Here is a 22,328-nt window from a genome sequence, read left to right as displayed (position 1 = left end):
ATTATTTTTCCTGTTGGTTATGCTGACATCCCGTTAAAAGGGCTTTGCTGGCATCAAGCGCCTGATAAAGAGGCGTCTTTTCTTTGTGCAGTTTGCTGAGCAATGCTGCACCCAAAAACATCTGATAAATGACCTGTGCAAGACTCTGTGCCGGTTGTACAGAAGCAATCGAGCCCTCTTTTTGCCCTTGCACAATCAAGTCCGCCATACGCGCGGTCAAACGCTTCACACCTTCATCCATAATCAGTCGCATGTCTTCAGATAAATCTGCAACTTCTGCGGCCATTTTTACAATCAGGCAAGATTCGGCCCAACTGTCTTGGGTAGAAGGATCTTCAATCCAGCATTGAAAATACGTGAGTAATTTGTCTCGTGCAGACTGCTCGCTGGCCCACAACTGATTTAAACGTATTTGATAATCGGATATGTAGTTCTTGAGTAAAGCACAACCAAAGACTTCCTTCGAATCGAAGTAATGGTAAAAAGAACCCTTTGGAACACCGCTAGTTTTTAAAATTTCTTGCAAACCCACGCCAACAAATCCTTTACGTAAGACCAAACTAAATCCGGTATCGAGGATATGTTGCCGTTTCGCTTCAGATTTTTGCGCTTGATGTGTTGTCATGACCTTCACAATAAAATAGACCAGTCGTCTATGATTATACGTCAGATTTCTTCTATGTAAAGCCAGATACTCAATGAGTCATTTAAAGTGTTGGTTCTAAAGCAAGTTTTTCTGCCAAAAATTGAATAAACACACTAAGCTTTGGCGGCAAATGTCGCGTGGGTGGATACAGTAACCATGCATCACCACTGTAATAGGTTTTAAAATACCAGTCTGGCAATACCTGAATCAGCCGACCGTCTTGCAAGGCATGTCTTGCCACAAAATACGGCAGGCTGGCAATGCCAATATGTTTAAGTGCAGCATCTAAACGGATGCCCGTGTGATTGGCCGAGTAACGTCCGCTCACCTGTACCGTAATGGTTTTCGAGCCTTGCTGGAATTTCCATTTCGAATCGCTGGGCTGTTCACCCAAATAAATACACGAGTGCTGTTTTAAGTCTTGAGGCTGTTCGGGAGTACCGTGCTCGGCTAAATATTGCGGCGTGGCGCAAAGCAGATGATTAATTTCAATCAAGCGCCGCCCCATTAACCCACCCGGCGGGTGATCGGTGATACGAATGGCTAGATCGACACCGTCATCGATAAAGTCAACATAACGATCTTCGAGCAGCATCTGGACATCAATTTTTGGATAACGCTGAAAAAACTCTGGCATATGCGGATGCAACATAAAATGCCCCACCGCTTTGGGTACACTCATACGTACTGTACCTTGCGGCTCACTATGAAACTGCCCTGAACTTTCCATTACGGCCTGCGCAGCATTGACCATGTCGAGACAATTGACATAAATCTGCTGGCCACTTTCACTTAAACGTAACTTGCGCGTTGTGCGCTGAAGCAAACGCGTGCCCAATACTTTTTCCAGACGAGAAATTGCACGGCTAATCGCAGACGGTGTAGCGCCCATCTGACGGGCTGTTTCAGAAAAACTTCCCGTTTCCACCACTTTTACAAAAATGGCCATTTCCTGCAAATAATGAATACTTTGATTTGTGCTCATGAAGCAAAAATAATTTGAATTTTTACTAGATTATCATCATCTACATGTTTTTTTACACTAAGCCTTAACAAATTTTTGTGACCTTTCCGATGCTGACACACTATTGGCCTGAATTTTTAAGTTTAGCGATTGTTCACCTGCTGGCGGTGATTTTACCCGGCCCCGATTTTGCGATCAGTGTGCGTCAAAGTTTACGCTATGGCCACCTTATTGGCTGCCTGACCGCAATTGGTATTGGCATGGGAATTTCGGTGCATGTACTTTATACCTTGGTTGGCGTTGGATTTTTTATCCAAAAAAATGAGTGGCTCATGCTGCTGTTTAAATCTGCGGGTGCATTGTACCTGTGCTATCTGGGCTGGAAACTGATTACCAGTAAATCTAGCGGCGTGATTGATCTGGAGCAGCCTGCATCTGCGCATACAAAAATGAGTAAATGGCAGGCCATCAGTACCGGATTTATGACCAATGCACTCAACCCCAAAGCCACCATTTTCTTTTTGGCTATTTTTACGACCTTGGTTAGCCCGAATACCCCTACCAATATCCAGATTTTTTATGGTGTCTGGATGTGTGTGGTGACCGCCTTATGGTTTATTTTGGTTAGCTTACTGTTTTCACGTGCCAGCATCCGTCAGGCATTTTTAAAACGTGAAACCGTGGTAGAACGCGGCATTGGTGTGGTGCTAATGGGTATGGCCATCAAACTGATCATGACCAGCGTATAGATTTAACCGCGCGCTTAATCAGCATAACGATAAAACATTTAAAGAGAGACAACCCATCTCTCTTTTTTATTTCTTGGCGCATCACAAACCATGCGACCAACCATTTCACAGTCATCTGTTGCAGATTCATTCAAATTTTGGTTAAAGTTTTATCACAATAAACACAAGAAGATGTTTTGATATGCGCAATTACGTCCAGCGAAAAATTATTATTTTGATTGCTGCTTGTACGCTTAGCGTAGCAGCATGGTCTGAACCGAGCGTCAGTGATATTCGTAAAGAGGCCGAGGCTGGCAAAGCCACCGCGCAGTATCATTACGGTATGATGCATTTAAGTGGTGAACAAGGTGTTCAGCTTAATAATGCCGAAGCACTCAAGTGGCTCACTCGCGCCGATGACAATGGCAGCGTAGGCGCCAAGTACAGTCTTGGCATGTTGTATTTGGTCGGTCAGGGAGTGAAAAAGGATGAAGCACGCGCACTCGATTATTTTAAACGGGCAGCCAAGTTTGGCCATGCCAAAGCGCAATATGTAGTCGCTCATATGTATCGCGAAGGGCGAGGAACCCCACAAAATGCACAAGAAGCCTTTAACTGGATGAGTCAATCTGCACAGCAGCACTACCCGCCTGCACAATACAGCTTGGGGCAAATGTATTCTAACGGTAAAGGCGTCCAGAAAAATGATACACATGCATTGTACTGGTACACACAAGCAGCCGAAAACGGTGAAAAAGATGCACAGTATAATTTAGGCATTATGTATTTAAATGCAGAAGGCACAGCAAAAAATCTGCCTCTTGCCAAAAAATGGCTACAACGCGCTGCCGATGCAGGTGACTCAGATGCCAAGCAGGTATTAAAAGGACTCAAATAAACATCCTGTAATACATGATCAGAATGAGCATACCTTGCAATAAACGCAATGGAGTGATCAAAGTTTTATTTACGGTTAAGTTCAAATCACCATAATTGCGGCCACAAGCACCAGCCACAAACCCATATGGTCTGTTCTGGCGAGCTTTTCTTTAAAAAAGAAAGCTGAAATTAAGAGACTAAATAAAATCTCGACCTGCCCTAACGTTTTAACAATGGCAACGGTTTGCATGCTCATGGCACTAAACCACCCCAAAGACGCCAAAAAACTGCAAACGCTGACCTTAAAGGTTAGTCCAATTCGTTGCCACATATGATAAAGCGTTTGTCGGCTAAAGATTCCCAGATACAACAGCATGATGATGCATTGAAAACTGATCAGACTACATAGCACCCACGCAGAGCGATGTAAAAATGGTAGCATGTCGAGCTCTAAACTGGCTTCACGTACCAATAGTGATGTAATGGCAAAACACAGGCCACTTCCCAAACCAATCATGAGGGTTTTTAGCGACAATTCACTCTGCTGCCGACCTTTACTGAGTAGAAATACCGCAACTGCACCAATCGATACGCCCACCCAGCCCCATGCGGTTAGATGCTCTTGTAGAAACAATACCCCCACCAAAGCGGCCAAAATCGCTTCACTTTTGGCAAGCCCCACCCCAATGGCATAATTTTTTTGCTGAAACAATTTAACCATTAAGGCGGTGGCATAAATCTGGCTCACTCCAGCAATCACAATACACAGCCAAAATTTTGGAGAAAAGCTGACATGCGCAGTGATAGGCTGCTGATGATATAAAAAAGCAAGATAACTCAATGCAAATACTGGCGAAAATAAAAATCGGGCCAAGGTGGTGCCATAGATATCGACACTACTACTGAGCTGCTTTTGAAATGCATTACGCCACGCCTGCATAAATGCCGCCATCAACGTAAATAAAATCCAGACAATCGCCATAGGCCCCATATGCAATTCAAAAAAATACTGTAATGTACTGGATTGTGGTCAAAGTTTCGAGCATGGTTTAAGCGTTTTAAGTCGAATTTTAAAATAACGTTTGTTTTGCTGAAGTTGATCGCCCTCATAAAAAAAACCTGCTTTAAAGAGCAGGTTTTTTTCGATGTTTTATAGCATGAGTAAAAAAGCTTACACTGCCTACTTAAAAACGATCGACTGAATGCTGTACACCCAAGAAATCGAGCAAATCTTGCGCTACGCGTTCTTGTTGCGTCGCTAACACACCATGTGGCTCATCTACATACTCGATGAGTTTGGCATTCGGCAACGCTTTTTGCACCGCATGTGCGGTAATCCCAATCGGAACAGTTTTATCCGCTGTTCCATGAATCACCAGCACTGGCACGGTAAAAGCGGCCAGATCGGGTCTGAAATCTGTATAGGCAAAGGCTCTTACACAATCGACTGTGGCTTTCAAACTGGCTTGCATCGCCACTTGGGTATTCCATTTAATAAATTCATCACTGACCGCATGGCTTAGAAGGCCTACACCATAAAAATCTTTAAAGAAGTGATTAAAAAACTTTGGACGTTCATCTAAGATGCCTTCAATCATGCCTTGAAAGACTGAGCCGTCTACACCTTCAGGATGATTATCGGTTTTTAATAAAAACGGCACGACTGAAGAAATTAAAGCCACCTGTTTAATATCTTTGGCTTGATGGCGACTCAAGTAACGTGCAATTTCGCCGCCTCCCATAGAGAACCCCACCAAAGTGACATTGGTGAGCTGTTTGTCTTCAATTACACCGCGTAAATCATCGGCAAAAGTATCGTAGTCATAACCCGACCATGTTTGCTCTGAACGACCAAAACCACGACGGTCATAACTCACCACACGAAAGCCAGCTTCGACTAGTTTAATCGCGATCCAGTCCCAACTGTCTGAAGACAACGGCCAACCATGAATCAGTACCACAGGCTCTCCTTGGCCCCAGTCTTTGACATATAATTTTGCTTTATTGGTTTTATTTGCAGTGTTTTCAGCGCTTATATTGTATTGATTTTCGTAAAGTGACATGTTATTTCCTTAAGTAAAGAGCATGCATTGGTCTATCAATCTAAAGCTGAATGATCATTTCTGGTGAGGGTTTAATGTGTAGATTTTATACAGTACGTGAGTCTTTGTTCACGTTCGGTGAGTGCGGGAGAACAGTACCGTTAATAGATTAAATTTCATACCGATATTACTATTTAAAAAACGTCACCTTAGCACTATGCTACTGATATCTTAAATTAAAATAAAATTACAAATAGAAAGAAAAATCAACGTTTTGTTGCGCGAGTGCATTATTTGTATAACAGCTTTGTACTATTGAAATATTTTGAGCAATGCTAAATTGGCGACATCATAAATAAGAACAGTACACTCATGAAAACTGAAATGACCATACAACTTCCTTCTATCATGGCAATGTGGACTTTTTTAAATGAAAACCTACATTTCAAGCTGTCTAAATACGAATTTGTTGAAGGCGGCATAAAAGTAATTGTGCAAACCAGTAAAAGTATTGCCTCGACCAAACCCAAACGTACTAAACGATTCTTTTAAGCCAAAGGCCCAATGGTGAAATAAAATTTTGTAGGCTTTGGCGTACAAAATTTTAAGGATTTTGCGGATTGGCAGCCCAATGGTAAAGGTCTATTCTTAAGTCATAAAGGAACAGGACGTTCCAAAACATAAAACAACAACAATAAGTTTAAGCATCAGGACGTGAGGTACGACAGGAGTTATACCTAGTAACGAAATACGAAAAAAGCCCGACTGGATGTCGGGCTTTTTTTTGCTTATTTGAATGATGGCTATGTATTATCAATAAAAAAATCCCGTCGGTTGACAGGGATTTTTCAAAATAGCGGATAGCTGTTTTGTATTATGCGGCTTAGGCAAGCTTACTGCTAAATTGCTTGCCAAGGCATTTGGTACACGGAGGTAGTCGATCTGTACCAATTTCTAAGTAAACGCGATGTCCGCATTGGACACAAAAATAGAAGCCTGTTCCAGGTTTTTCGCCAGCTGTAACCATTTTTGTTCTCCATATATTTTAGAAATGGTATATATACTATAGCTTGATACTTTTGATTATATATTGACCTTTCTGACAAACAGTCATGATTTAATAGCGAAGTGCAGCTTCGTACGTTTTGACGTACATTATTTTAGGGATTTTGCGGATTGGCAGCCTGCTGCTCTAGGTCTATTCTAAAGTCATACAGGAGCAGGACGTTCCGAAACATAAAACAACAACAATAAGTTTAAGCATCAGGACGTGAGGTACAACAGGAGTTATACCTAGTAACGAAATACGAAAAAAGCCCAACAGGATGTTGGGCTTTTTTTTGACTTCTAACCCACGCTTAAATTTTTTATTTAACACTCTTAAATAAGAATTATTTTTAATAACAATTAGTTTAGTTTATTATTTCTATTGACTAATACTAAATTTTTTATAAAATGTGCGGTGATGCTATGGTCGTAATATGGTAACACGCAAACTCACGTTTGAGATTCCGGTTCGATTCCGGATAGCAAAAAATTTATTATAATTAATTTGGTCATATTTATACATGAGTCAAGCCTTTATTAATAATCATCACCACGATTTTTATAGATCTGCATGTTTAAATGTAAAAGAAACAGGTAAAAATTACTCTATCCTAAATAGAAGTATTAATTCTCTAATTTCTAAAAATCTACTAGATAATGGCCAATTAACCTCCTCTTGTCAAAAAGAAATTAAGTCTTTAACAAAATTAGCCATTCTTGCTTACACCGCTTATACCGAGGCTTTATTTCTAAAATTAATTTACACTTGCAATGGTTTTACAAAAGATGAAATCGGTCAAATTTTTAAAACTCAAAAAAAAGAAAACATTATTAAGGCGTGGAAAAAGGCTTTTGAAATAAGTGCGAAAAAAAGTATAGGAAAGAAATCTAATTTTTCCCTAATAGTATAAGAAAAATAAATAATATTATAGATATACATTTAAAAGAACCTTCTGAATTAAGGAATAAGATAGCTCATGGACAATGGGCAGTGGCATTTAATTCAAAAAATTCTGAAATTAATCAGGATCTAACTGTAAAAATAGAAAAAATTAGTATTGTAGATATAAATAAATGGCTTATAGTTGTTAAAACTCTAAGTGAACTAATATCTCTAGCAATTCAATCTCCACTTAAAGGATATCCTCAACAATTTTGGGAGAAAATTACTCAGATAGAGAAAAATCTAAATGAAACATCCACTTGGTCTTTGGAAGAAAAAATAAAAAAGATACATATAAAGAAAAGTCATAGTCGATTAGAAAACAACTCATAAATAATTTTTTTATGAAAAAAATTATTAAATAAAATAGCTAATATTTAATAGGAACATTATTTTATTCTTAATAAAAAACCCCATCATCAAGATAGGGCTATTTAGAACAAAATTCAATCAACTATAGACTAAATATCAAGCCACCTGCCCCTGTAAAAAGTCCTGCGCAAAACGTTGTAACACCCCACCCGCTTCATATACAGACACTTCTTCTTCAGTATCTAAACGGCACGTTACAGGCACTTCCAGAATCTCTTCTTTACCATCCGCTGTAGCACGCTCAATCACCAAAGTTAAAGTCGAACGCGGTGCAACATTCCCAATCACGCTATATAGCTCTGTACCATCGAGTTTTAAGGTTTTACGGTTTACACCTGCTTTAAACTCAAGCGGTAACACGCCCATACCTACAAGGTTAGTGCGGTGAATACGCTCAAAGCCTTCGGCCACAATCGCTTCTACACCGGCAAGGCGTACACCTTTTGCTGCCCAGTCACGGCTAGACCCCTGACCATAATCTGCACCAGCAACAATGATTAACGGTTGCTTACGGTTCATGTAGGTTTCAATGGCTTCCCACATCCGCATCACTTCGCCTTCTGGCTCGACACGCGCTTTTGAACCTTGCTTAATGGTACCGTCGGAGCGTACCACCATTTCATTAAACAATTTCGGGTTAGCAAAAGTAGCACGTTGTGCAGTCAAGTGGTCGCCACGGTGGGTTGCGTATGAGTTGAAGTCTTCTTCTGGTACGCCCATTTTATACAAGTATTCACCTGCTGCCGAATCCATCATAATCGCATTTGAAGGCGATAAATGGTCGGTGGTGATGTTATCACCCAAGATTGCCAGCGGACGCATATTGGTCAAAGTGCGTGGTGCAGCCAGCGCGCCTTCCCAATATGGCGGACGTCGAATATAGGTACTTTGTGGGCGCCAGTTGTATAGTGGGCTTTCGGCTTGTTCAACCTCACCCAGATCAAACATGGGAATATACACTTTACGGAACTGTTCAGGCTTCACCGCTTCTTTAACCAGTGCATCTATTTCGGCATCGGATGGCCAGATGTCTTTGAGGTAAATGGCGTTACCGTTTTGGTCCATGCCGAGTGCATCTTTTTCGATATCAAAACGAATGGTGCCGGCAATTGCATATGCCACAACAAGTGGTGGAGATGCCAAGAATGCTTGTTTTGCATATGGATGAATACGCCCGTCGAAGTTACGGTTGCCCGAAAGTACAGCCGTTGCGTACAAATCGCGGTCGATAATTTCTTGCTGAATGGCCGGATCAAGCGCGCCAGACATCCCGTTACACGTGGTACAGGCATAAGCCACAATACCAAAACCGAGTTGTTCCAAGTCTTTGAGTACGCCCGCTTCTTCTAGGTAAAGCGCTGCCGCTTTTGACCCCGGTGCAAAAGAAGATTTTACCCAAGGCTTACGAACTAAACCTAACTCGTTGGCCTTACGTGCGAGTAGCCCTGCGGCCACGGTATTACGTGGGTTTGAGGTATTGGTACAAGAGGTAATCGCCGCAATGATGACGGCGCCATCTGGCATCAAGCCTTCTGCTTCTTGTGCTTTGGCTGCATCTAAATTGCCTGCAATGCCTTTTGCTGCCAAGTCGGCGGTTGAAACACGGGCATGCGGATTAGATGGGCCTGCAATGTTGCGTGTCACAGTAGATAAATCAAAACGAAGTACACGCGGGTACTCGGCTTGAGTCATTTCAGATGCCCAAAGACCGATTTCTTTAGCATATTGCTCAACCAATGCCACTTGTGCATCTTCACGGCCTGTCAGGCGCAAATAGTCGATGGTGTTCTGGTCGATGTAAAACATGGCTGCGGTGGCGCCATATTCTGGTGTCATGTTTGAAATGGTGGCACGGTCACCCACCGACATGCTGTCGGCTCCCTCGCCAAAAAACTCCAGATATGCCCCGACCACGCGTTCTTTTCGTAAAAATTCAGTTAAAGCCAGTACGATATCGGTCGCGGTAATGCCGGCCTGACGCTGCCCGACCAGCTCGACGCCAATGATATCAGGCAAACGCATCCAAGAAGCACGGCCCAGCATCACGTTCTCTGCTTCTAAGCCACCGACACCTATCGAAATAACACCCAATGCATCAGTATGTGGAGTATGTGAATCGGTGCCGACACAGGTATCTGGATAAGCTACACCATCACATGCCTGAACCACCGGCGACATTTTTTCCAGATTGATCTGGTGCATGATGCCGTTTCCGGCAGGAATGACATCGACATTTTTAAATGCCGTTTTGGTCCATTCGATAAAATGAAAACGGTCTTCGTTACGACGGTCTTCAATCGCACGGTTTTTCTCAAAGGCATCGGGATCGAATCCGCCATATTCGACCGCAAGCGAATGGTCGACAATCAGTTGCGTCGGCACCACTGGATTCACTTTAGATGGATCGCCACCTTTATCTGCAATGGCATCACGCAGGCCCGCAAGATCAACCAGCGCGGTTTGACCTAAAATATCATGACAGACCACACGCGCCGGATACCAAGGAAAATCTAGATCCTGACGGCGTTCGATCAACTGCTTTAAATAATCGGTCAGATGCGCAGGATCTGCTTTACGAACCAACTGCTCGGCCAGCACTTTTGAGGTATAAGGCAATGTCTGGTAAGCGCCTGGCTGAATATCTTCAACGGCCTGACGCACGTCGTAATAGTCCAGCGGGGTATCGCCAAGTGCAGCATTGGGCAACGGTTTACGATATGGATTTGACATTAGTCACGCTCCGCCAACGGTTTAAATTCGAGATTTTCTGGGCCGGTATAGTTTGCACTTGGACGAATAATCTTGCCGTCTTGACGCTGCTCGATCACGTGCGCCGACCATCCTGCGGTACGTGCAATCACAAATAATGGTGTAAACATGGCTGTTGGTACACCCATCAGGTGATAACTTACCGCACTAAACCAGTCGAGATTTGGAAACATGTTTTTTACTTCTTTCATCACGGCTTCCAAACGCTCCGCGATCAAATACATCTTGGTGTTTTGCTGGGACTGCGCCAAATCGTAGGCCACTTTTTTAATCACTTCATTACGCGGATCAGATACGGTATAAACCGGATGACCAAATCCGATCACCACTTCTTTCTTCTCTACACGGCTTCGAATGTCTGCCTCAGCTTCGTCTGCATTGTCATAACGTTGCTGAATCACAAAGGCCACTTCATTGGCACCGCCGTGTTTAGGACCACGTAGTGCGCCAATTCCACCGGTAATGGCCGAGTACATATCTGAACCCGTACCGGCGACTACGCGTGAGGTAAAGGTAGATGCATTAAACTCGTGCTCTGCATACAAAATGAGTGAGGTGTGCATGGCCTGAATCCATTCTTCAGATGGTTTTTCGCCATGCAACAAGTGCAGGAAATGCGCAGCGATTGAGTCGTCGTCGGTTTCGACCTCAATACGGCGCCCATTGTTGCTAAAGTGATACCAGTACAACAGCATCGAACCGAGGCTGGCCATAAGTTTATCGGCAATGTCTTTTGCGCCAGCTTCGTTATGGTCTTCATGTTCTGGGGTTAAACAGCCCAATACCGACACGCCCGTACGCATCACATCCATGGGGTGAGCAGACGGCGGAAGTTGTTCAAGTGCGGTTTTGAGTGCTGCCGGTAAGCCCCGAAGTGCCTTTAATTTGGCTTTATACGCTTTAAGCTCAGCTTGATTTGGTAATTTGCCATGTACCAGCAAGTGTGCCACTTCTTCAAACTGGCTGCCTACGGCGAGATCTAAAATGTCATAGCCACGATAATGCAAGTCGTTACCGCTACGACCGACGGTACAGAGCGCGGTGTTGCCTGCCACTTGTCCACTTAAGGCAACTGATTTTTTTGGTTTAAAGCCTGTTGTTGTTTCATTTGAGCTCATAAGATTGTCCTTTCCTATCGATCTGAATTTATTTATTAGGCACGATGGAGTCGTACCATTTTCACTTCTTATTTCGAAATTAACCACTTCGCCTTGCGCCTCATCAGAGCTTTAATCGCTTTAAAAGCAGTGCAAGGCCGTCCAATGTAGCTGCATCCATACCGCCCTCACGATGGTCAAGACCATCGTTTCCGCTTCTTTTCAAAGCGGGCTTGTTTATTTCTTTTTCGCAAATGCGTTGTCTAAATAGTCTTCAAATGCATAGTAGTTAATGCGCTCATACAGCTCTTTACGCGTTTGCATGATGTCGACCACATTCTTTTGTGTGCCTTCTTTACGCAAGGTTTCATAAACCGTTTCGGCTGCCTTGTTCATGGCACGAAATGCCGAGAGTGGATACAACGCAAGACTGACATCGGCAGAGGCCAGTTCATCGGTGGTAAATAGTGGCGTAGAACCAAACTCGGTAATATTGGCCAAAATGGGTGCGCCAGTCGCTTGTGCAAATTGCTTATACATTACAAGCTCGGTAATGGCTTCTGGAAATAGCATGTCTGCACCGGCTTCGATATACGCACCTGCGCGATCAATCGCAGCTTGCAAACCATCGACAGCCAGTGCATCGGTACGTGCCATAATCACAAAATTTTCATCGGTACGTGCATCGACCGCCGCTTTAATCCGGTCGACCATTTCTTCTTGGCTCACAATCGCTTTATTTGGACGATGACCACAACGCTTGGCACCAACCTGATCTTCAATGTGCATGGCGGCAGCACCAAATTTAATCAGCGATTTGGTGGTACGGGCAATATTAAATGCTGAAGCGCCAAAGCCTGTGTCGGCATCGACCAGCAAAGGCAAATCGCATACATCCGTAATACGGCGCACATCGATCAGTACATCATCTAAATTGCTAATACCTAAATCGGGTAAACCAAGCGAACCCGCCGCAACCCCACCACCCGACAAATAAATGGCTTTATAGCCTGCACGTTTGGCCAATAAGGCATGGTTGGCATTGATGGCACCCACCACCTGTAATGGGCGTTCACTGGCGACCGCGTCTCTAAATTTTTGTCCTGCTGATACTGTAGACATGTGCTGGTCTCTCTCCCTGTCAATTAAATAAAATGTTGTTCGATGTTGCGATACGATGCTGCGATATGCCGGCGCATCAGAAGTTCTGCCAGTTCAGCATCTCCTTCGGCAATCGCGTTTAAAATATGTAAGTGTTCAGACAGTGCTCTGTGCGGACGATTCGGAGTTTTGGAATACTGCACCCGATACATTCGAATTAAATGATAGAGTTCATCGCAGAGCATTTTTTCCAAGGTTTTGTTGCCACAATTTTTAATAATGCAGTAATGAAAATCGTCTTGGCCTTCTTGTAAATAGTAGCCCTTACCTTCTTTGAAATCGGGATCTTGCGCGTGCAGATGCAATACGTCACGCAAATTTAAGATTTGCTGTTTGTCGATGCTTTGCGCGGCTAGTCGGCAAGCCAGACCTTCTAGGTTTTCACGAATCTGATAGAGCTCTCGCAATTGCTGATGTGACAGCGATACCACCCGCGCGCCCACATGCGCAGTACGCTCGACCAGTTTTTGTCCTTCTAGCCGATGAATGGCTTCTCGCAAAGGTCCGCGGCTGATGCCATACACACGTGCCAATTCTGGCTCCGAAATTTTACTGCCCGCTGCGATTTCACCACTGACAATCGCCGATTGAATTTTTTTAAAAATCTGATCGGTCAGGGTTTCTTGTGTACTTGCGCGCGCGGCTGGCTCAAGAAGTTCGGTCATGATGATGTCAACAATTACGACGATGCTGTTGTTAAAATACGCACAGATATCGCAAATTGCAATCACATTGTCGACAATATAAAAAACTCATACGTTTACTTTTTTAGCATTAAAACTATTAATTCATTGAAAATAATTAATTTATTTAAATATACTGCGTATCAAGTTATCTTTTAGACTTAAGTCGAAGTTCGCAAAGTGTAAACAGTTTGGTGTAGTTTTATTTAAACTGGATTCAGGACGAGTTATTCTCGCAGAATCACATTCAACCCGACACGGCGTAAATTTAAGGTCTCAATCGGTATAGTTTGAAATTTCAATCAGATTTAGATCTGGATCGCGTATGTAAACCGAACGAATACTGCCTACAGCTCCGGTACGATTCACAGGCCCTTCGCAAATTGCAATTTGCTCGGCATTTAAGTGCGCAATCACCTGTTCAAGCGACGTTTGAGCAATAAAACATAAATCGGCTGAGCCTTTGGTCGGATGCTCAGCTTTAGGCTCAAACTCTTTTCCAGCCTGATGTAAATTGATCTTTTGCTGACCAAACTTAAGCGCTTTACGATTGTCTCCAAATACAATAACTTCAAAACCCATCACGCGTGCATAAAACTCACATGTGGCTTCGATATCTTGCACGGTTAGAACCAAATGATCTAAATGTGAAATGTGCATGTTGCAACGATCTCCTGAATACTCTTAAAACCAGATACGTGAAAAGTCATGGAATATATTTTTGATCATAAGCGCACCACGGCGCAGTTGTGAATAGGTCAAATGAAGAATCTGTGGCTTGTTGCGTTTTTTAATCCTGCTATGATGCGGTATAACTGGCTGCCAAAATGGCAGTATCAGTCCAGTATTTGCATGGATCATGAGCGAAACGCTGCGTATGGAAATCAAACAAATCAAATATTTTTCAACCGTGGTTGAGGCAGGCAGTATTGGTAAAGCCGCTCAAAAGTTAGATGTTGGTGCTTCTGCCATTAGTCAGCAAATTACCAAGCTAGAACAAGAGCTCAGCATTCGTTTATTACAACGTAATGCATTTGGTGTGACCCCAACCCCCGCAGGTCTTGCTTTTTTAAAACACTCTCAATTAATTTTGCGTCAGATTAATTTTGCGATTGATGCAGCGCACTCAGCACGTCTGTCTGGTCATGTGAGTTTGGGTTTTCCGCCAACCATCAGTGCATTGATTGGCATCCCTTTAATGAAATTAATGTCTGAACGCTACCCGGATATTCGCCTAGAAATTGTCGAAACGCTGTCAGGCAATCTGATTCAGTCAATTAATTCGCGCCAGCTTGATATTGCCATTATTTTTACTCATGAAATTGATAAGCAATGGGCCATTCAGCCCTTGGTTAAAGAACAAATGTATCTGATGGCACGAAAAGAAGTGCTGATCAAACATGGTTTGTCGGATTGTTTGCAAACAGGCATTATTCAGTCACAGCAAATTGGGGATATTCCACTGGTCCTCCCCCGACAGCGCCACAGTTTACGTAAACTACTCGAACACAAAATTGGTCAACTCAATGTGGTGTATGAGATTGATGGTTTACACCTGCTCATGGATAGCCTGATTCATCTGGATCTGGCCAGTGTCCGGCCAGGAAGTGCTTGTTTACAGAAATACAAGCACCAGATCCAGCTCTTAAGAGTGATTGATCCTGAAATCGAGCGGATTAATTATCTGGTCAGTCTGGCAGAAGAAGAGCTTTCGCCAGCAGCACTGGCAGCTAAATCAGCCATTAAAGCCTGTGTAAAAGAATTAATTCGCGCACAAATCTGGCCGTGTTCCGAACTCATTTTATAAAGGGTCATTAATTTTTTTAAATACCCAATTACTTTTAGACTCTCACTCCTTTTCTGTTTTTCCTCGTACATTTCTGCCACATGGTAAATGAATTGTTCTTTATCAAACTTTGATAAGTCGTTTGAACTGGAAACACGGTATCACCCTCTCTTACCAAAATATCTGCATGACGTTGTGTCACGATCAATACGACACCTTAAGACGAACCATGCGGTCATAAAAAAAGAGACACGTGATGGTTTCCATTTTTCAGACCAAGGAGGTCTTAATGGAACAAGTTGCTAAACGTAGTGCTACGTTTAAAAAAATTCTAAATGTCACCAGTGGCAATTTCTTAGAACAATATGATTTTTTTCTTTTTGGATTTTATGCAACCTATATTGCAGCCAAGTTTTTTCATTCAGAAAATGAATACGTCTCACTTATGATGACCTTTACCGTATTCGCGGCAGGTTTTTTAATGCGACCGTTGGGGGCGATTTTTCTAGGCGCCTATGTCGACCGCGTGGGGCGTCGTAAAGGTCTGATTATCACTTTAAGTTTAATGGCACTGGGTACTATTTTAATTACCTTTGTTCCAAGTTACGATGCGATCGGCATCATTGCACCCATCTTGGTGGTGATCGGACGATTATTGCAAGGCTTTTCTGCCGGTGTTGAATCCGGTGGTGTATCGATTTATCTGGCCGAAATTGCCACAGACAAAAACCGTGGTTTTATTACCAGTTGGCAATCGGGTAGCCAGCAAATTGCAGTAGTATTTGCAGCGTTACTGGGTTATTGGCTGAATTCGGTATTGAGCCATGCTCAGGTCAGTGACTGGGGCTGGCGTATTCCATTTTTAATTGGATGTTTGATCATTCCGCTTATTTTTGTGTTCCGTCGTACGCTGGAAGAAACAGAAGACTTTAAAGCACAAAAAACCCATCCAACGACCAAAGAAATTTTTAGCACGCTTGCAAGTAACTGGCGCATTGTACTGGCTGGTATGATGATGAGTGCCATGACCACGACCACGTTCTATTTCATTACGGTTTACACCACTGTCTATGCAAAACGTACTTTAGAAATGTCGATCACAGATAGCCTTTTAGCGACTGTATTTGTAGGGTTATCCAATTTCTTCTGGTTACCTATGGGTGGCTTGCTTTCCGACAAAATTGGCCGTCGTCCTGTGCTGGTCGGCATTACGACACTTGCAATTTTTACCAGTTATCCGGTTTTAAGCTGGTTGGTCAGTGACATTAGTTTTACCAACCTGATCATTGCACTTGCGTACTTCTCTTTCTTCTTTGGTCTGTATAACGGCACCATGGTTGCCACGCTGGCAGAAGTAATGCCAAAACGCGTACGTACAGTTGGCTTTTCTTTGGCATTTAGTCTTGCCGCTGCGATTTTTGGTGGCATGACGCCGATGGCCTGCACCTTCTTGGTTGAGCACACTGGCAACCCAAGCACTCCGGCTTTTTGGCTCATGTTTGCTGCCGTATGTAGCCTGATCTCAAGCCTGTATTTATGCCGTGGTGCTAAAAAGAACAATCCTGACGCAGTTGTTGAACCGGCAAAACTGAGTGTCTAACACATCAGCATCATTTGAAAATTTTAATGAACAGCACGGCGTGCATATTGCAACCGTGCTGTGTTCTTGTGTCCTTCAAGTGAGTTACTATGAAAAAATCTCCGATTGTATTGAGTATGTGCTTAGCTGGTGCAGGTTTAGGCTCTACATTCACCCATGCAGACACGCTCGAAGTGATCAGCTCTGGCGGTTTTTATTCATCTATGGAAAAACTCATTCCATTATTTGAAAAACAAACTGGTCACACAGTTCATCTGTCTTCTGGTTCATCTATGGGTGCATCGCCCACTGCAATTCCAAACCGTCTCGATCGTGGTGAGCGTTTTGATGTGGTGGTGCTGGCTGCTCCAGAACTCAGTAAGCTTGCAGAAAAAGGGTATGTCGATCCAGATTCACAACGTGCTCTGGTCAATTCAAGTATTGGCATGGCTGTTCCCAAAGGTGCACCAAAGCCAGACATTAGCTCTGCGGCAAAATTTGAACAAGTTTTACTCAATGCCAAGCACATTGGCTATTCAGCAAGTGCGAGTGGTACACACCTTGAAAAAGATGTTTTTCCAAGCTTTCCACTGGTCGAATACAAATTAATTTCGAGTAAAGCAGAAAAAGTCGTCGGCGACCGCGTTGCAAAACGTATTGCTGAAGGACAGTTTGATATTGGCTTCCAGCAAATTAGTGAAATCAAACCGTTTACTGGCCAATATGGTCAAGTTGATTTGGTCGGCCCGATTCCTGCGCCTTACCAAAAAGTCACGATATTTGCTGCTGGCATTGGTAAAAACTCTGAACATGCAAAAGCAGCAAAAGAACTGATTCAATTTGTAAAATCGCCTCAAGCGACACAAACGATTGAAGAACAGGGTCTTGAGCAGGTTAAACAATAAAAGCTCTAAAAGGCAGCATTTTGAGAAGATGTTGTCTTTATTCTTTCGGCGGTTTACGCAGCCTGATAGAACAAAATACAAAGCGATAAACCCGTGTAGAATAATGAACAAAGGACAATGTAGTATTTGCCGTGGAACTCAAACAATTAAAGTATTTCATTGCCGTGATCGAGTCTGGAAGTTTGGGTAAAGCTGCAAAAAATCTCGATATTGGCACTTCTGCATTAAGTCAGCAAATCTCAAAATTAGAAAGCGAGCTTTCTATTCGCCTTTTACAACGTACTACTTTAGGTACAGTCCCCACCCCTGCGGGTTTAGCATTTTTTCAACAAGTACAACTGGCGCTCAGGCACCTAGAGCATGCCGTAGATTCTGCGCATTCTTCACGCTTAAGTGGTCATGTGACCGTCGGTTTTTCACCAAGTGTGGCGGCTGTGATTGGCACACATTTTTTAAAACTCATGAGAAATCGTTACCCCGACATTAAAGTCCGTTTAATAGAAGGATTATCGGGTGATTTAAAAGCTTTAGTTAATGCAAGACAACTCGATGCTGCAATCATCTTTAGTGACGATGTAGACCCACAATGGGCGATACAGCCTTTAGTCAAAGAACAAATGTTTTTAATTTCGCCTAAAGAAGTGCTGAACCAGTACCACCTTGAAAGCTGTATCGACACTCAAACTATTACCCATCCACAACTAAAAGAACTTCCACTGATTTTACCGAGCCAACGACATGGACTGCGCTTGTTGCTCGAACAGAAAATTCATCAGCTTAAAGTGGCCTATGAAATTGATGGACTGCATTTGCTGATGGAAAGTATCAGCCAACTCGAAATGGCAACCATTCAACCTGCGGGCGCATCGTTAAACTCGCGACAAGACCTATGTTTGCTACGCGTTGTAGAACCTGCTATTGAGCGTATTAACTATTTGATTAGTCTGTCTGAAGAAGAACTCTCGCCTGCCACCTTAGCCACTAAAGTAGTGATTCGTGCTTGTGTGACCAACTTGATTCAAGAAAAGCGCTGGCCCGGTGCGAAACTCATAAACACTTAAGCGTTTGGTGTTTATTTTTACTAAACACCCATTCAAGTTTAGCCTCTCACTGCATCTTCCCTTTTAAAGCTAAATTAGCCATAGCTGAGAAAGGGAGAAATCCATGCATGATGTAATTGTGATTGGTGGTGGGAATGCCGCACTGTGTGCCGCACTCACAGCAAAAGAAAGCGGAGCTTCTGTGCTTGTCATAGAAGCAGCGCCTAAAGAATGGCGTGGTGGTAACTCACAACACACTCGTAACCTTCGTTGCATGCATGATGCTCCTCAAGATGTACTGGTCGATGCCTATCCGGAAGAAGAATATTGGCAAGACCTACTTAAAGTCACTGCTGGCAAAACCAATGAACACTTAGCTCGTCTGGTCATTCGTAGCACGGCAACATGTCGTGACTGGATGCGTAAACATGGTGTGAATTTTCAGCCGCCACTATCGGGTGCTTTGCATGTTGCACGTACCAATGCCTTTTTTATGGGTGGCGGTAAAGCCCTCATTAATGCGTATTACCGTAGTGCCCAAGAACTTGGCATTGAGATTTTATACAACACAAAAATTAAAGATCTAAAGTTAAACCAAGGACATTTTGAAGCCGCAATTGCAGAAGATGGCCGTGTGTTTCAAGCAAAAAGCTGTGTATTGGCCGCCGGGGGATTTGAGTCAAATTTAGAATGGTTAAGGGCAGCATGGGGACAAAATGAAAACGGAGAATGGCCTGCCGATAATTTCATTATCCGTGGAACCCGCTTTAATCAAGGCAACTTACTCAAATTTATGATCAATCAAGGCGCCGATATGATTGGTGATCCATCGCAATCGCACTGTGTGGCTGTAGATGCACGCGCACCGTTATATGACGGTGGCATCTGCACCCGTATTGACTGCGTTTCACTGGGAATTGTGGTTAATAACAAGGCCAAACGTTTTTACGATGAAGGCGAAGACTTCTGGCCAAAACGTTATGCGATTTGGGGTCGCTTGGTGGCCAAACAGCCACAGCAAATCGCCTATTCCATTATTGATTCAAAAGCCATTGGTCGCTTTATGCCACCTGTGTTTGCGGGGGTAAAAGCAAATAGCATTCAAGAGCTGGCCGAAAAAATCGGGTTAGATGCAAAAACCTTATGCCATACCGTAGACGAATTTAATGAAGCCTGCGTACAAGGCACCTTTAACCATACGATCTTAGACGATTGTACCACTCAAAATATCGTTCCCAACAAGACCCATTGGGCCGTTCCGCTCGATCGCCCGCCCTTCTATGCCTATGCGCTTAAACCCGGCATTACCTTTACTTATTTAGGCTTAAAAGTCGAAGATGATGCTGCTGTGCGTTTTAACAATAAAACCAGCCGCAACTTATTTGTGGCAGGTGAAATGATGGCAGGTAACGTACTTGGTCAGGGTTATACTGCAGGCGTTGGCATGTCGATCGGCACGACCTTTGGACGCATTGCCGGAAAAAATGCAGCCCGCTATGCACTATCACAAGGAGTTGAACATGAATGCTAGTACTCAAGCCCTAATCCCAGTTGTTCAGCTCTCTGAGCATGAGCAGGAAGTTCAAAGAGCGCTACAGATTTGTAATGCTTGTCGTTACTGTGAGTCGTTTTGTGCCGTGTTTGCCGCCATGACCAAGCGCCTTGAGTTTAATCAAGCCGATATTCATTATCTCGCAAACCTGTGCCATAACTGTGGTGCGTGTTTACACGCTTGCCAATATGCCCCGCCACACGAGTTTGGGGTAAACATTCCTAAAGCGATGGCGCAAGTACGTTTAGAAACTTACCAAGAGTTTGCGACCCCGCAGCCTTTAGGGCGACTTTATAAATCTGTGGGAATTCCTTTTGTTTCGGTATTAACACTTATTTTCTTTTTATGTATGCTCGCTGTGGTGCGGTACAAAGGTACCGACCTGTTTACAGGCTATCAAGGTAATTTCTATGCGATTTTCCCGCATAACTTTTTGGCTCTATTGTTTGGGGCTACCTTTAGCGTTGCCATTGTTTTACTCGGTATTGGAATTGGTAAATTTTGGCGACAAACATCTAACGTTATTCACGGTAAAGTTGAGAAACCCGATCTGGTTCAAGCCTCTCAAAATGTGTTCACGCTTAAATACTTAGATGGTGGACATGGCAAAGGCTGTAATGAGCAAGATGACCGTTACACACACATTCGTCGTGTGTTCCATCACCTGACGTTTTATGGCTTTATGCTTTGCTTTGCAGCCACAGGTGTAGCGACTTTATATCACTATTTCCTTAACCTCCATGCACCTTATCCTTACCTAAGCTTGCCTGTTATTTTGGGTACGCTGGGTGGAATCGGCTTAGTGGTTGGGCCATCTGGCCTGCTCTATTTAAATCTTAAACGCCATCCACTACATGGTGACCGCGAGCAAAAACCTGTAGATCGAGGCTTTATTTTCCTTTTAATTTTAGTCAGTGCTTCAGGCTTAGCTCTCATGGCATTTCGTAATTCTCCATACATGGCGCTTTTACTGATTTTCCACTTAGCCACGGTCATGACTTTCTTTATTACCATGCCTTTTGGAAAGTTCGCACATGGTTTTTACCGCAGCGCATCTTTACTCAAATTTGCCATTGAAACACGCCAGCATACCACCCAACAGGACACATCAGCTTAAGCTCAAAAGAATCAAGTGATATTATCTGAAATTTGATTCATGACCTGTTGTAGCAGTTGATGAGTGCTGAGGCACATCGAGCATTTCATCCAGTGCGTTTAAACATACCACAAACATCTGTTCGAGTCGCTCAATGTCGGCACGACTGGAAAAGCCGTGTAAACGGCGAAGTAAACTTCCTTCTGTAAATATCGCCACTATTTCCGATAAGGCCACAATCTGTGCTTCAGTGGCCTGCGGATATTTAAAGCGCAGCATTTGTAGACCAAATTCTGTCAAGCTGTCATCTGCTTCTTTTGCATACACAAAGAGTGGATGTTGCTGGTTTAATTTCATTAATTCATAAATCAGTCTCACTTCATCATTAGTTAAATCGCTCTGATAAATTGTACTGATTTCTTTAGCTTTTTTATGAATGTCATGATTGCCCAAATGAAATAGAATCAGACGTTTTTGCGTCACCTGCTGAATCACCTGCTTTAAAATTTCATTTTTATCTTGGAAACAGCGATAGATTTGACCATGACCCAAACTGGTGGCTTTGGCAATTTCCGCAATTGAAACGCCATCTATTCCTTTTTGCGCAATCAATGCCAGTGTTTTATCGATAATGAGGTGACGCCGCTCTAATGTCTTTAATGATTTCGACGCGATCTTGTTGGCCATAGCGGATTTATCGTTAAATGAGAATTTTCATTATTATTTTATAAATCAATTGTATAAAAAGTATGGAGAAAAGCCAATTTGGCTTAATTAAACTTATGTTGACACTCTATTTTTTGGTTTTCATTTGATGATTGATTCACGATGAAGATATTTTGTTTTTTTGATTCAGTCAAAACGAAATTTCAAAATTCACAACGGCAATCTAAAATGTGCGATGAAACTCCAGATTTACATTTTAGATAGACTATGCTGCATCAGCATCAACGCTTAAAATAAAAAAGCCCTGATTTTTTCAGGGCTTTTTTTGTATTTGGCGGAAGCGGTGAGATTCGAACTCACGGAGGACTCACAC

The 22,328-nt window shown here is 43.0% G+C and carries 22 protein-coding genes; 11 read left to right on the top strand and 11 right to left on the bottom strand.

Annotated features, from left to right (window positions below):
- Position 1 precedes the first annotated feature (1 nt).
- Both ADA42_RS08500 and ADA42_RS08495 read right to left on the bottom strand, forming a co-directional pair.
- Positions 2-625, bottom strand: coding sequence for a TetR/AcrR family transcriptional regulator (locus tag ADA42_RS08500; RefSeq protein ID WP_004939640.1), 624 nt, complete (start codon positions 623-625; stop codon positions 2-4).
- Between the two features lie 82 nt (positions 626-707).
- The gene (locus ADA42_RS08495; RefSeq protein WP_004948835.1) at positions 708-1,631 is read right to left on the bottom strand and encodes a LysR family transcriptional regulator; all 924 of its coding nucleotides are present in this window, start codon (positions 1,629-1,631) and stop codon (positions 708-710) included.
- Between the two features lie 89 nt (positions 1,632-1,720).
- Between ADA42_RS08495 and ADA42_RS08490 the strand changes: the two genes are divergently transcribed.
- Together ADA42_RS08490 and ADA42_RS08485 are read left to right on the top strand one after the other, a co-directional pair.
- Positions 1,721-2,359: a LysE family translocator gene (locus ADA42_RS08490; protein WP_004939646.1), complete on the top strand. Its 639-nt coding sequence runs from the start codon at positions 1,721-1,723 to the stop codon at positions 2,357-2,359.
- Between the two features lie 181 nt (positions 2,360-2,540).
- A complete protein-coding gene (locus tag ADA42_RS08485) occupies positions 2,541-3,236 on the top strand; it encodes a tetratricopeptide repeat protein (protein WP_004948838.1) in 696 nt (231 codons plus the stop codon).
- Between the two features lie 81 nt (positions 3,237-3,317).
- Here the strand turns inward: ADA42_RS08485 and ADA42_RS08480 are convergent, their stop codons facing one another.
- Together ADA42_RS08480 and ADA42_RS08475 are read right to left on the bottom strand one after the other, a co-directional pair.
- Positions 3,318-4,199 carry a DMT family transporter gene (locus ADA42_RS08480; RefSeq protein WP_048764666.1) on the bottom strand — a complete coding sequence of 294 codons (882 nt, stop codon included), beginning with the start codon at positions 4,197-4,199 and terminating at the stop codon, positions 3,318-3,320.
- Positions 4,200-4,401: 202 nt separating this feature from the next.
- Positions 4,402-5,280: an alpha/beta fold hydrolase gene (locus tag ADA42_RS08475; protein ID WP_004939657.1), complete on the bottom strand. Its 879-nt coding sequence runs from the start codon at positions 5,278-5,280 to the stop codon at positions 4,402-4,404.
- A 363-nt stretch (positions 5,281-5,643) separates the two neighbouring features.
- On the opposite strand from ADA42_RS08475, the gene ADA42_RS08470 reads away from it, so the two are divergent.
- Positions 5,644-5,811: a hypothetical protein gene (locus tag ADA42_RS08470; protein WP_228127985.1), complete on the top strand. Its 168-nt coding sequence runs from the start codon at positions 5,644-5,646 to the stop codon at positions 5,809-5,811.
- 331 nt (positions 5,812-6,142) lie between these two features.
- Here ADA42_RS08470 and ADA42_RS18020 read toward each other — a convergent pair whose 3' ends face one another.
- Positions 6,143-6,286 (bottom strand): zinc ribbon-containing protein, encoded by a 144-nt coding sequence (locus ADA42_RS18020; RefSeq protein WP_004939665.1) that lies wholly within the window; start codon positions 6,284-6,286, stop codon positions 6,143-6,145.
- Positions 6,287-6,827: 541 nt separating this feature from the next.
- Here ADA42_RS18020 and ADA42_RS08465 point away from each other — a divergent pair.
- The gene (locus ADA42_RS08465) at positions 6,828-7,217 is read left to right on the top strand and encodes a hypothetical protein (protein WP_048764655.1); all 390 of its coding nucleotides are present in this window, start codon (positions 6,828-6,830) and stop codon (positions 7,215-7,217) included.
- A gap of 80 nt (positions 7,218-7,297) precedes the next feature.
- Positions 7,298-7,582 (top strand): hypothetical protein, encoded by a 285-nt coding sequence (locus ADA42_RS08460; protein ID WP_048764654.1) that lies wholly within the window; start codon positions 7,298-7,300, stop codon positions 7,580-7,582.
- Between the two features lie 135 nt (positions 7,583-7,717).
- On the opposite strand, the gene acnD is transcribed toward ADA42_RS08460, so the two are convergent.
- The 5 genes from acnD to ADA42_RS08435 form a co-directional block, all read right to left on the bottom strand.
- Complete coding sequence (gene acnD / locus ADA42_RS08455) at positions 7,718-10,351, bottom strand: Fe/S-dependent 2-methylisocitrate dehydratase AcnD (protein ID WP_048764653.1); 2,634 nt, start codon at positions 10,349-10,351, stop codon at positions 7,718-7,720.
- The gene (gene prpC / locus ADA42_RS08450; protein WP_004948850.1) at positions 10,351-11,508 is read right to left on the bottom strand and encodes a bifunctional 2-methylcitrate synthase/citrate synthase; all 1,158 of its coding nucleotides are present in this window, start codon (positions 11,506-11,508) and stop codon (positions 10,351-10,353) included. The genes acnD and prpC overlap by 1 nt, the downstream gene beginning before the upstream one ends.
- A 216-nt stretch (positions 11,509-11,724) precedes the next feature.
- The gene (prpB, locus tag ADA42_RS08445; protein WP_004948851.1) at positions 11,725-12,609 is read right to left on the bottom strand and encodes a methylisocitrate lyase; all 885 of its coding nucleotides are present in this window, start codon (positions 12,607-12,609) and stop codon (positions 11,725-11,727) included.
- A 23-nt stretch (positions 12,610-12,632) separates the two neighbouring features.
- Complete coding sequence (locus ADA42_RS08440; RefSeq protein WP_004948854.1) at positions 12,633-13,313, bottom strand: GntR family transcriptional regulator; 681 nt, start codon at positions 13,311-13,313, stop codon at positions 12,633-12,635.
- A gap of 294 nt (positions 13,314-13,607) precedes the next feature.
- A complete protein-coding gene (locus ADA42_RS08435) occupies positions 13,608-13,991 on the bottom strand; it encodes a VOC family protein (RefSeq protein ID WP_004948859.1) in 384 nt (127 codons plus the stop codon).
- A 217-nt stretch (positions 13,992-14,208) separates the two neighbouring features.
- Here ADA42_RS08435 and ADA42_RS08430 point away from each other — a divergent pair, with 217 nt between their 5' ends.
- The 6 genes from ADA42_RS08430 (at position 14,209) to tcuB (ending at position 21,310) form a co-directional block, all read left to right on the top strand.
- Complete coding sequence (locus tag ADA42_RS08430; RefSeq protein WP_048764665.1) at positions 14,209-15,138, top strand: LysR family transcriptional regulator; 930 nt, start codon at positions 14,209-14,211, stop codon at positions 15,136-15,138.
- A gap of 268 nt (positions 15,139-15,406) precedes the next feature.
- Positions 15,407-16,717 (top strand): MFS transporter, encoded by a 1,311-nt coding sequence (locus ADA42_RS08425; protein ID WP_004925205.1) that lies wholly within the window; start codon positions 15,407-15,409, stop codon positions 16,715-16,717.
- Between the two features lie 89 nt (positions 16,718-16,806).
- A complete protein-coding gene (locus ADA42_RS08420) occupies positions 16,807-17,601 on the top strand; it encodes a substrate-binding domain-containing protein (protein WP_048764651.1) in 795 nt (264 codons plus the stop codon).
- 131 nt (positions 17,602-17,732) lie between these two features.
- Positions 17,733-18,662 (top strand): LysR family transcriptional regulator, encoded by a 930-nt coding sequence (locus ADA42_RS08415; protein WP_048764648.1) that lies wholly within the window; start codon positions 17,733-17,735, stop codon positions 18,660-18,662.
- A gap of 103 nt (positions 18,663-18,765) precedes the next feature.
- Entirely contained in the window at positions 18,766-20,172 is a 1,407-nt protein-coding gene (gene tcuA / locus ADA42_RS08410) for an FAD-dependent tricarballylate dehydrogenase TcuA (protein ID WP_048764647.1), read from the top strand.
- A complete protein-coding gene (gene tcuB, locus ADA42_RS08405) occupies positions 20,162-21,310 on the top strand; it encodes a tricarballylate utilization 4Fe-4S protein TcuB (RefSeq protein ID WP_048764645.1) in 1,149 nt (382 codons plus the stop codon). Before tcuA ends, tcuB begins: the two co-directional genes overlap by 11 nt.
- Positions 21,311-21,331: 21 nt before the next feature.
- Here tcuB and ADA42_RS08400 read toward each other — a convergent pair whose 3' ends face one another.
- Positions 21,332-21,976 carry a TetR/AcrR family transcriptional regulator gene (locus ADA42_RS08400; RefSeq protein WP_048764644.1) on the bottom strand — a complete coding sequence of 215 codons (645 nt, stop codon included), beginning with the start codon at positions 21,974-21,976 and terminating at the stop codon, positions 21,332-21,334.
- Between the last annotated feature and the right edge of the window lie 352 nt (positions 21,977-22,328).

The organism is Acinetobacter sp. 243_ASPC (genome assembly GCF_001054715.1).
In the GTDB taxonomy this organism is placed as follows: Bacteria; Pseudomonadota; Gammaproteobacteria; order Pseudomonadales; family Moraxellaceae; genus Acinetobacter; species Acinetobacter soli.
Note: the sequence above shows the minus strand (reverse complement) of the source record. Positions and strands in the feature narration are given on the sequence as shown.

What these genes read in the sequence shown, in the direction of transcription:
- ADA42_RS08500 (WP_004939640.1), bottom strand. Translation starts at nt 625, where the DNA reads ATGACAACACATCAAGCGCAAAAATCTGAAGCGAAACGGCAACATATC.
- ADA42_RS08495 (WP_004948835.1), bottom strand. Translation starts at nt 1,631, where the DNA reads ATGAGCACAAATCAAAGTATTCATTATTTGCAGGAAATGGCCATTTTT.
- ADA42_RS08490 (WP_004939646.1), top strand. Translation starts at nt 1,721, where the DNA reads ATGCTGACACACTATTGGCCTGAATTTTTAAGTTTAGCGATTGTTCAC.
- ADA42_RS08485 (WP_004948838.1), top strand. Translation starts at nt 2,541, where the DNA reads ATGCGCAATTACGTCCAGCGAAAAATTATTATTTTGATTGCTGCTTGT.
- ADA42_RS08480 (WP_048764666.1), bottom strand. Translation starts at nt 4,199, where the DNA reads ATGGCGATTGTCTGGATTTTATTTACGTTGATGGCGGCATTTATGCAG.
- ADA42_RS08475 (WP_004939657.1), bottom strand. Translation starts at nt 5,280, where the DNA reads ATGTCACTTTACGAAAATCAATACAATATAAGCGCTGAAAACACTGCA.
- ADA42_RS08470 (WP_228127985.1), top strand. Translation starts at nt 5,644, where the DNA reads ATGACCATACAACTTCCTTCTATCATGGCAATGTGGACTTTTTTAAAT.
- ADA42_RS18020 (WP_004939665.1), bottom strand. Translation starts at nt 6,286, where the DNA reads ATGGTTACAGCTGGCGAAAAACCTGGAACAGGCTTCTATTTTTGTGTC.
- ADA42_RS08465 (WP_048764655.1), top strand. Translation starts at nt 6,828, where the DNA reads ATGAGTCAAGCCTTTATTAATAATCATCACCACGATTTTTATAGATCT.
- acnD (WP_048764653.1), bottom strand. Translation starts at nt 10,351, where the DNA reads ATGTCAAATCCATATCGTAAACCGTTGCCCAATGCTGCACTTGGCGAT.
- prpC (WP_004948850.1), bottom strand. Translation starts at nt 11,508, where the DNA reads ATGAGCTCAAATGAAACAACAACAGGCTTTAAACCAAAAAAATCAGTT.
- prpB (WP_004948851.1), bottom strand. Translation starts at nt 12,609, where the DNA reads ATGTCTACAGTATCAGCAGGACAAAAATTTAGAGACGCGGTCGCCAGT.
- ADA42_RS08440 (WP_004948854.1), bottom strand. Translation starts at nt 13,313, where the DNA reads ATGACCGAACTTCTTGAGCCAGCCGCGCGCGCAAGTACACAAGAAACC.
- ADA42_RS08435 (WP_004948859.1), bottom strand. Translation starts at nt 13,991, where the DNA reads ATGCACATTTCACATTTAGATCATTTGGTTCTAACCGTGCAAGATATC.
- ADA42_RS08430 (WP_048764665.1), top strand. Translation starts at nt 14,209, where the DNA reads ATGGAAATCAAACAAATCAAATATTTTTCAACCGTGGTTGAGGCAGGC.
- ADA42_RS08425 (WP_004925205.1), top strand. Translation starts at nt 15,407, where the DNA reads ATGGAACAAGTTGCTAAACGTAGTGCTACGTTTAAAAAAATTCTAAAT.
- ADA42_RS08420 (WP_048764651.1), top strand. Translation starts at nt 16,807, where the DNA reads ATGAAAAAATCTCCGATTGTATTGAGTATGTGCTTAGCTGGTGCAGGT.
- tcuA (WP_048764647.1), top strand. Translation starts at nt 18,766, where the DNA reads ATGCATGATGTAATTGTGATTGGTGGTGGGAATGCCGCACTGTGTGCC.
- tcuB (WP_048764645.1), top strand. Translation starts at nt 20,162, where the DNA reads ATGAATGCTAGTACTCAAGCCCTAATCCCAGTTGTTCAGCTCTCTGAG.
- ADA42_RS08400 (WP_048764644.1), bottom strand. Translation starts at nt 21,976, where the DNA reads ATGGCCAACAAGATCGCGTCGAAATCATTAAAGACATTAGAGCGGCGT.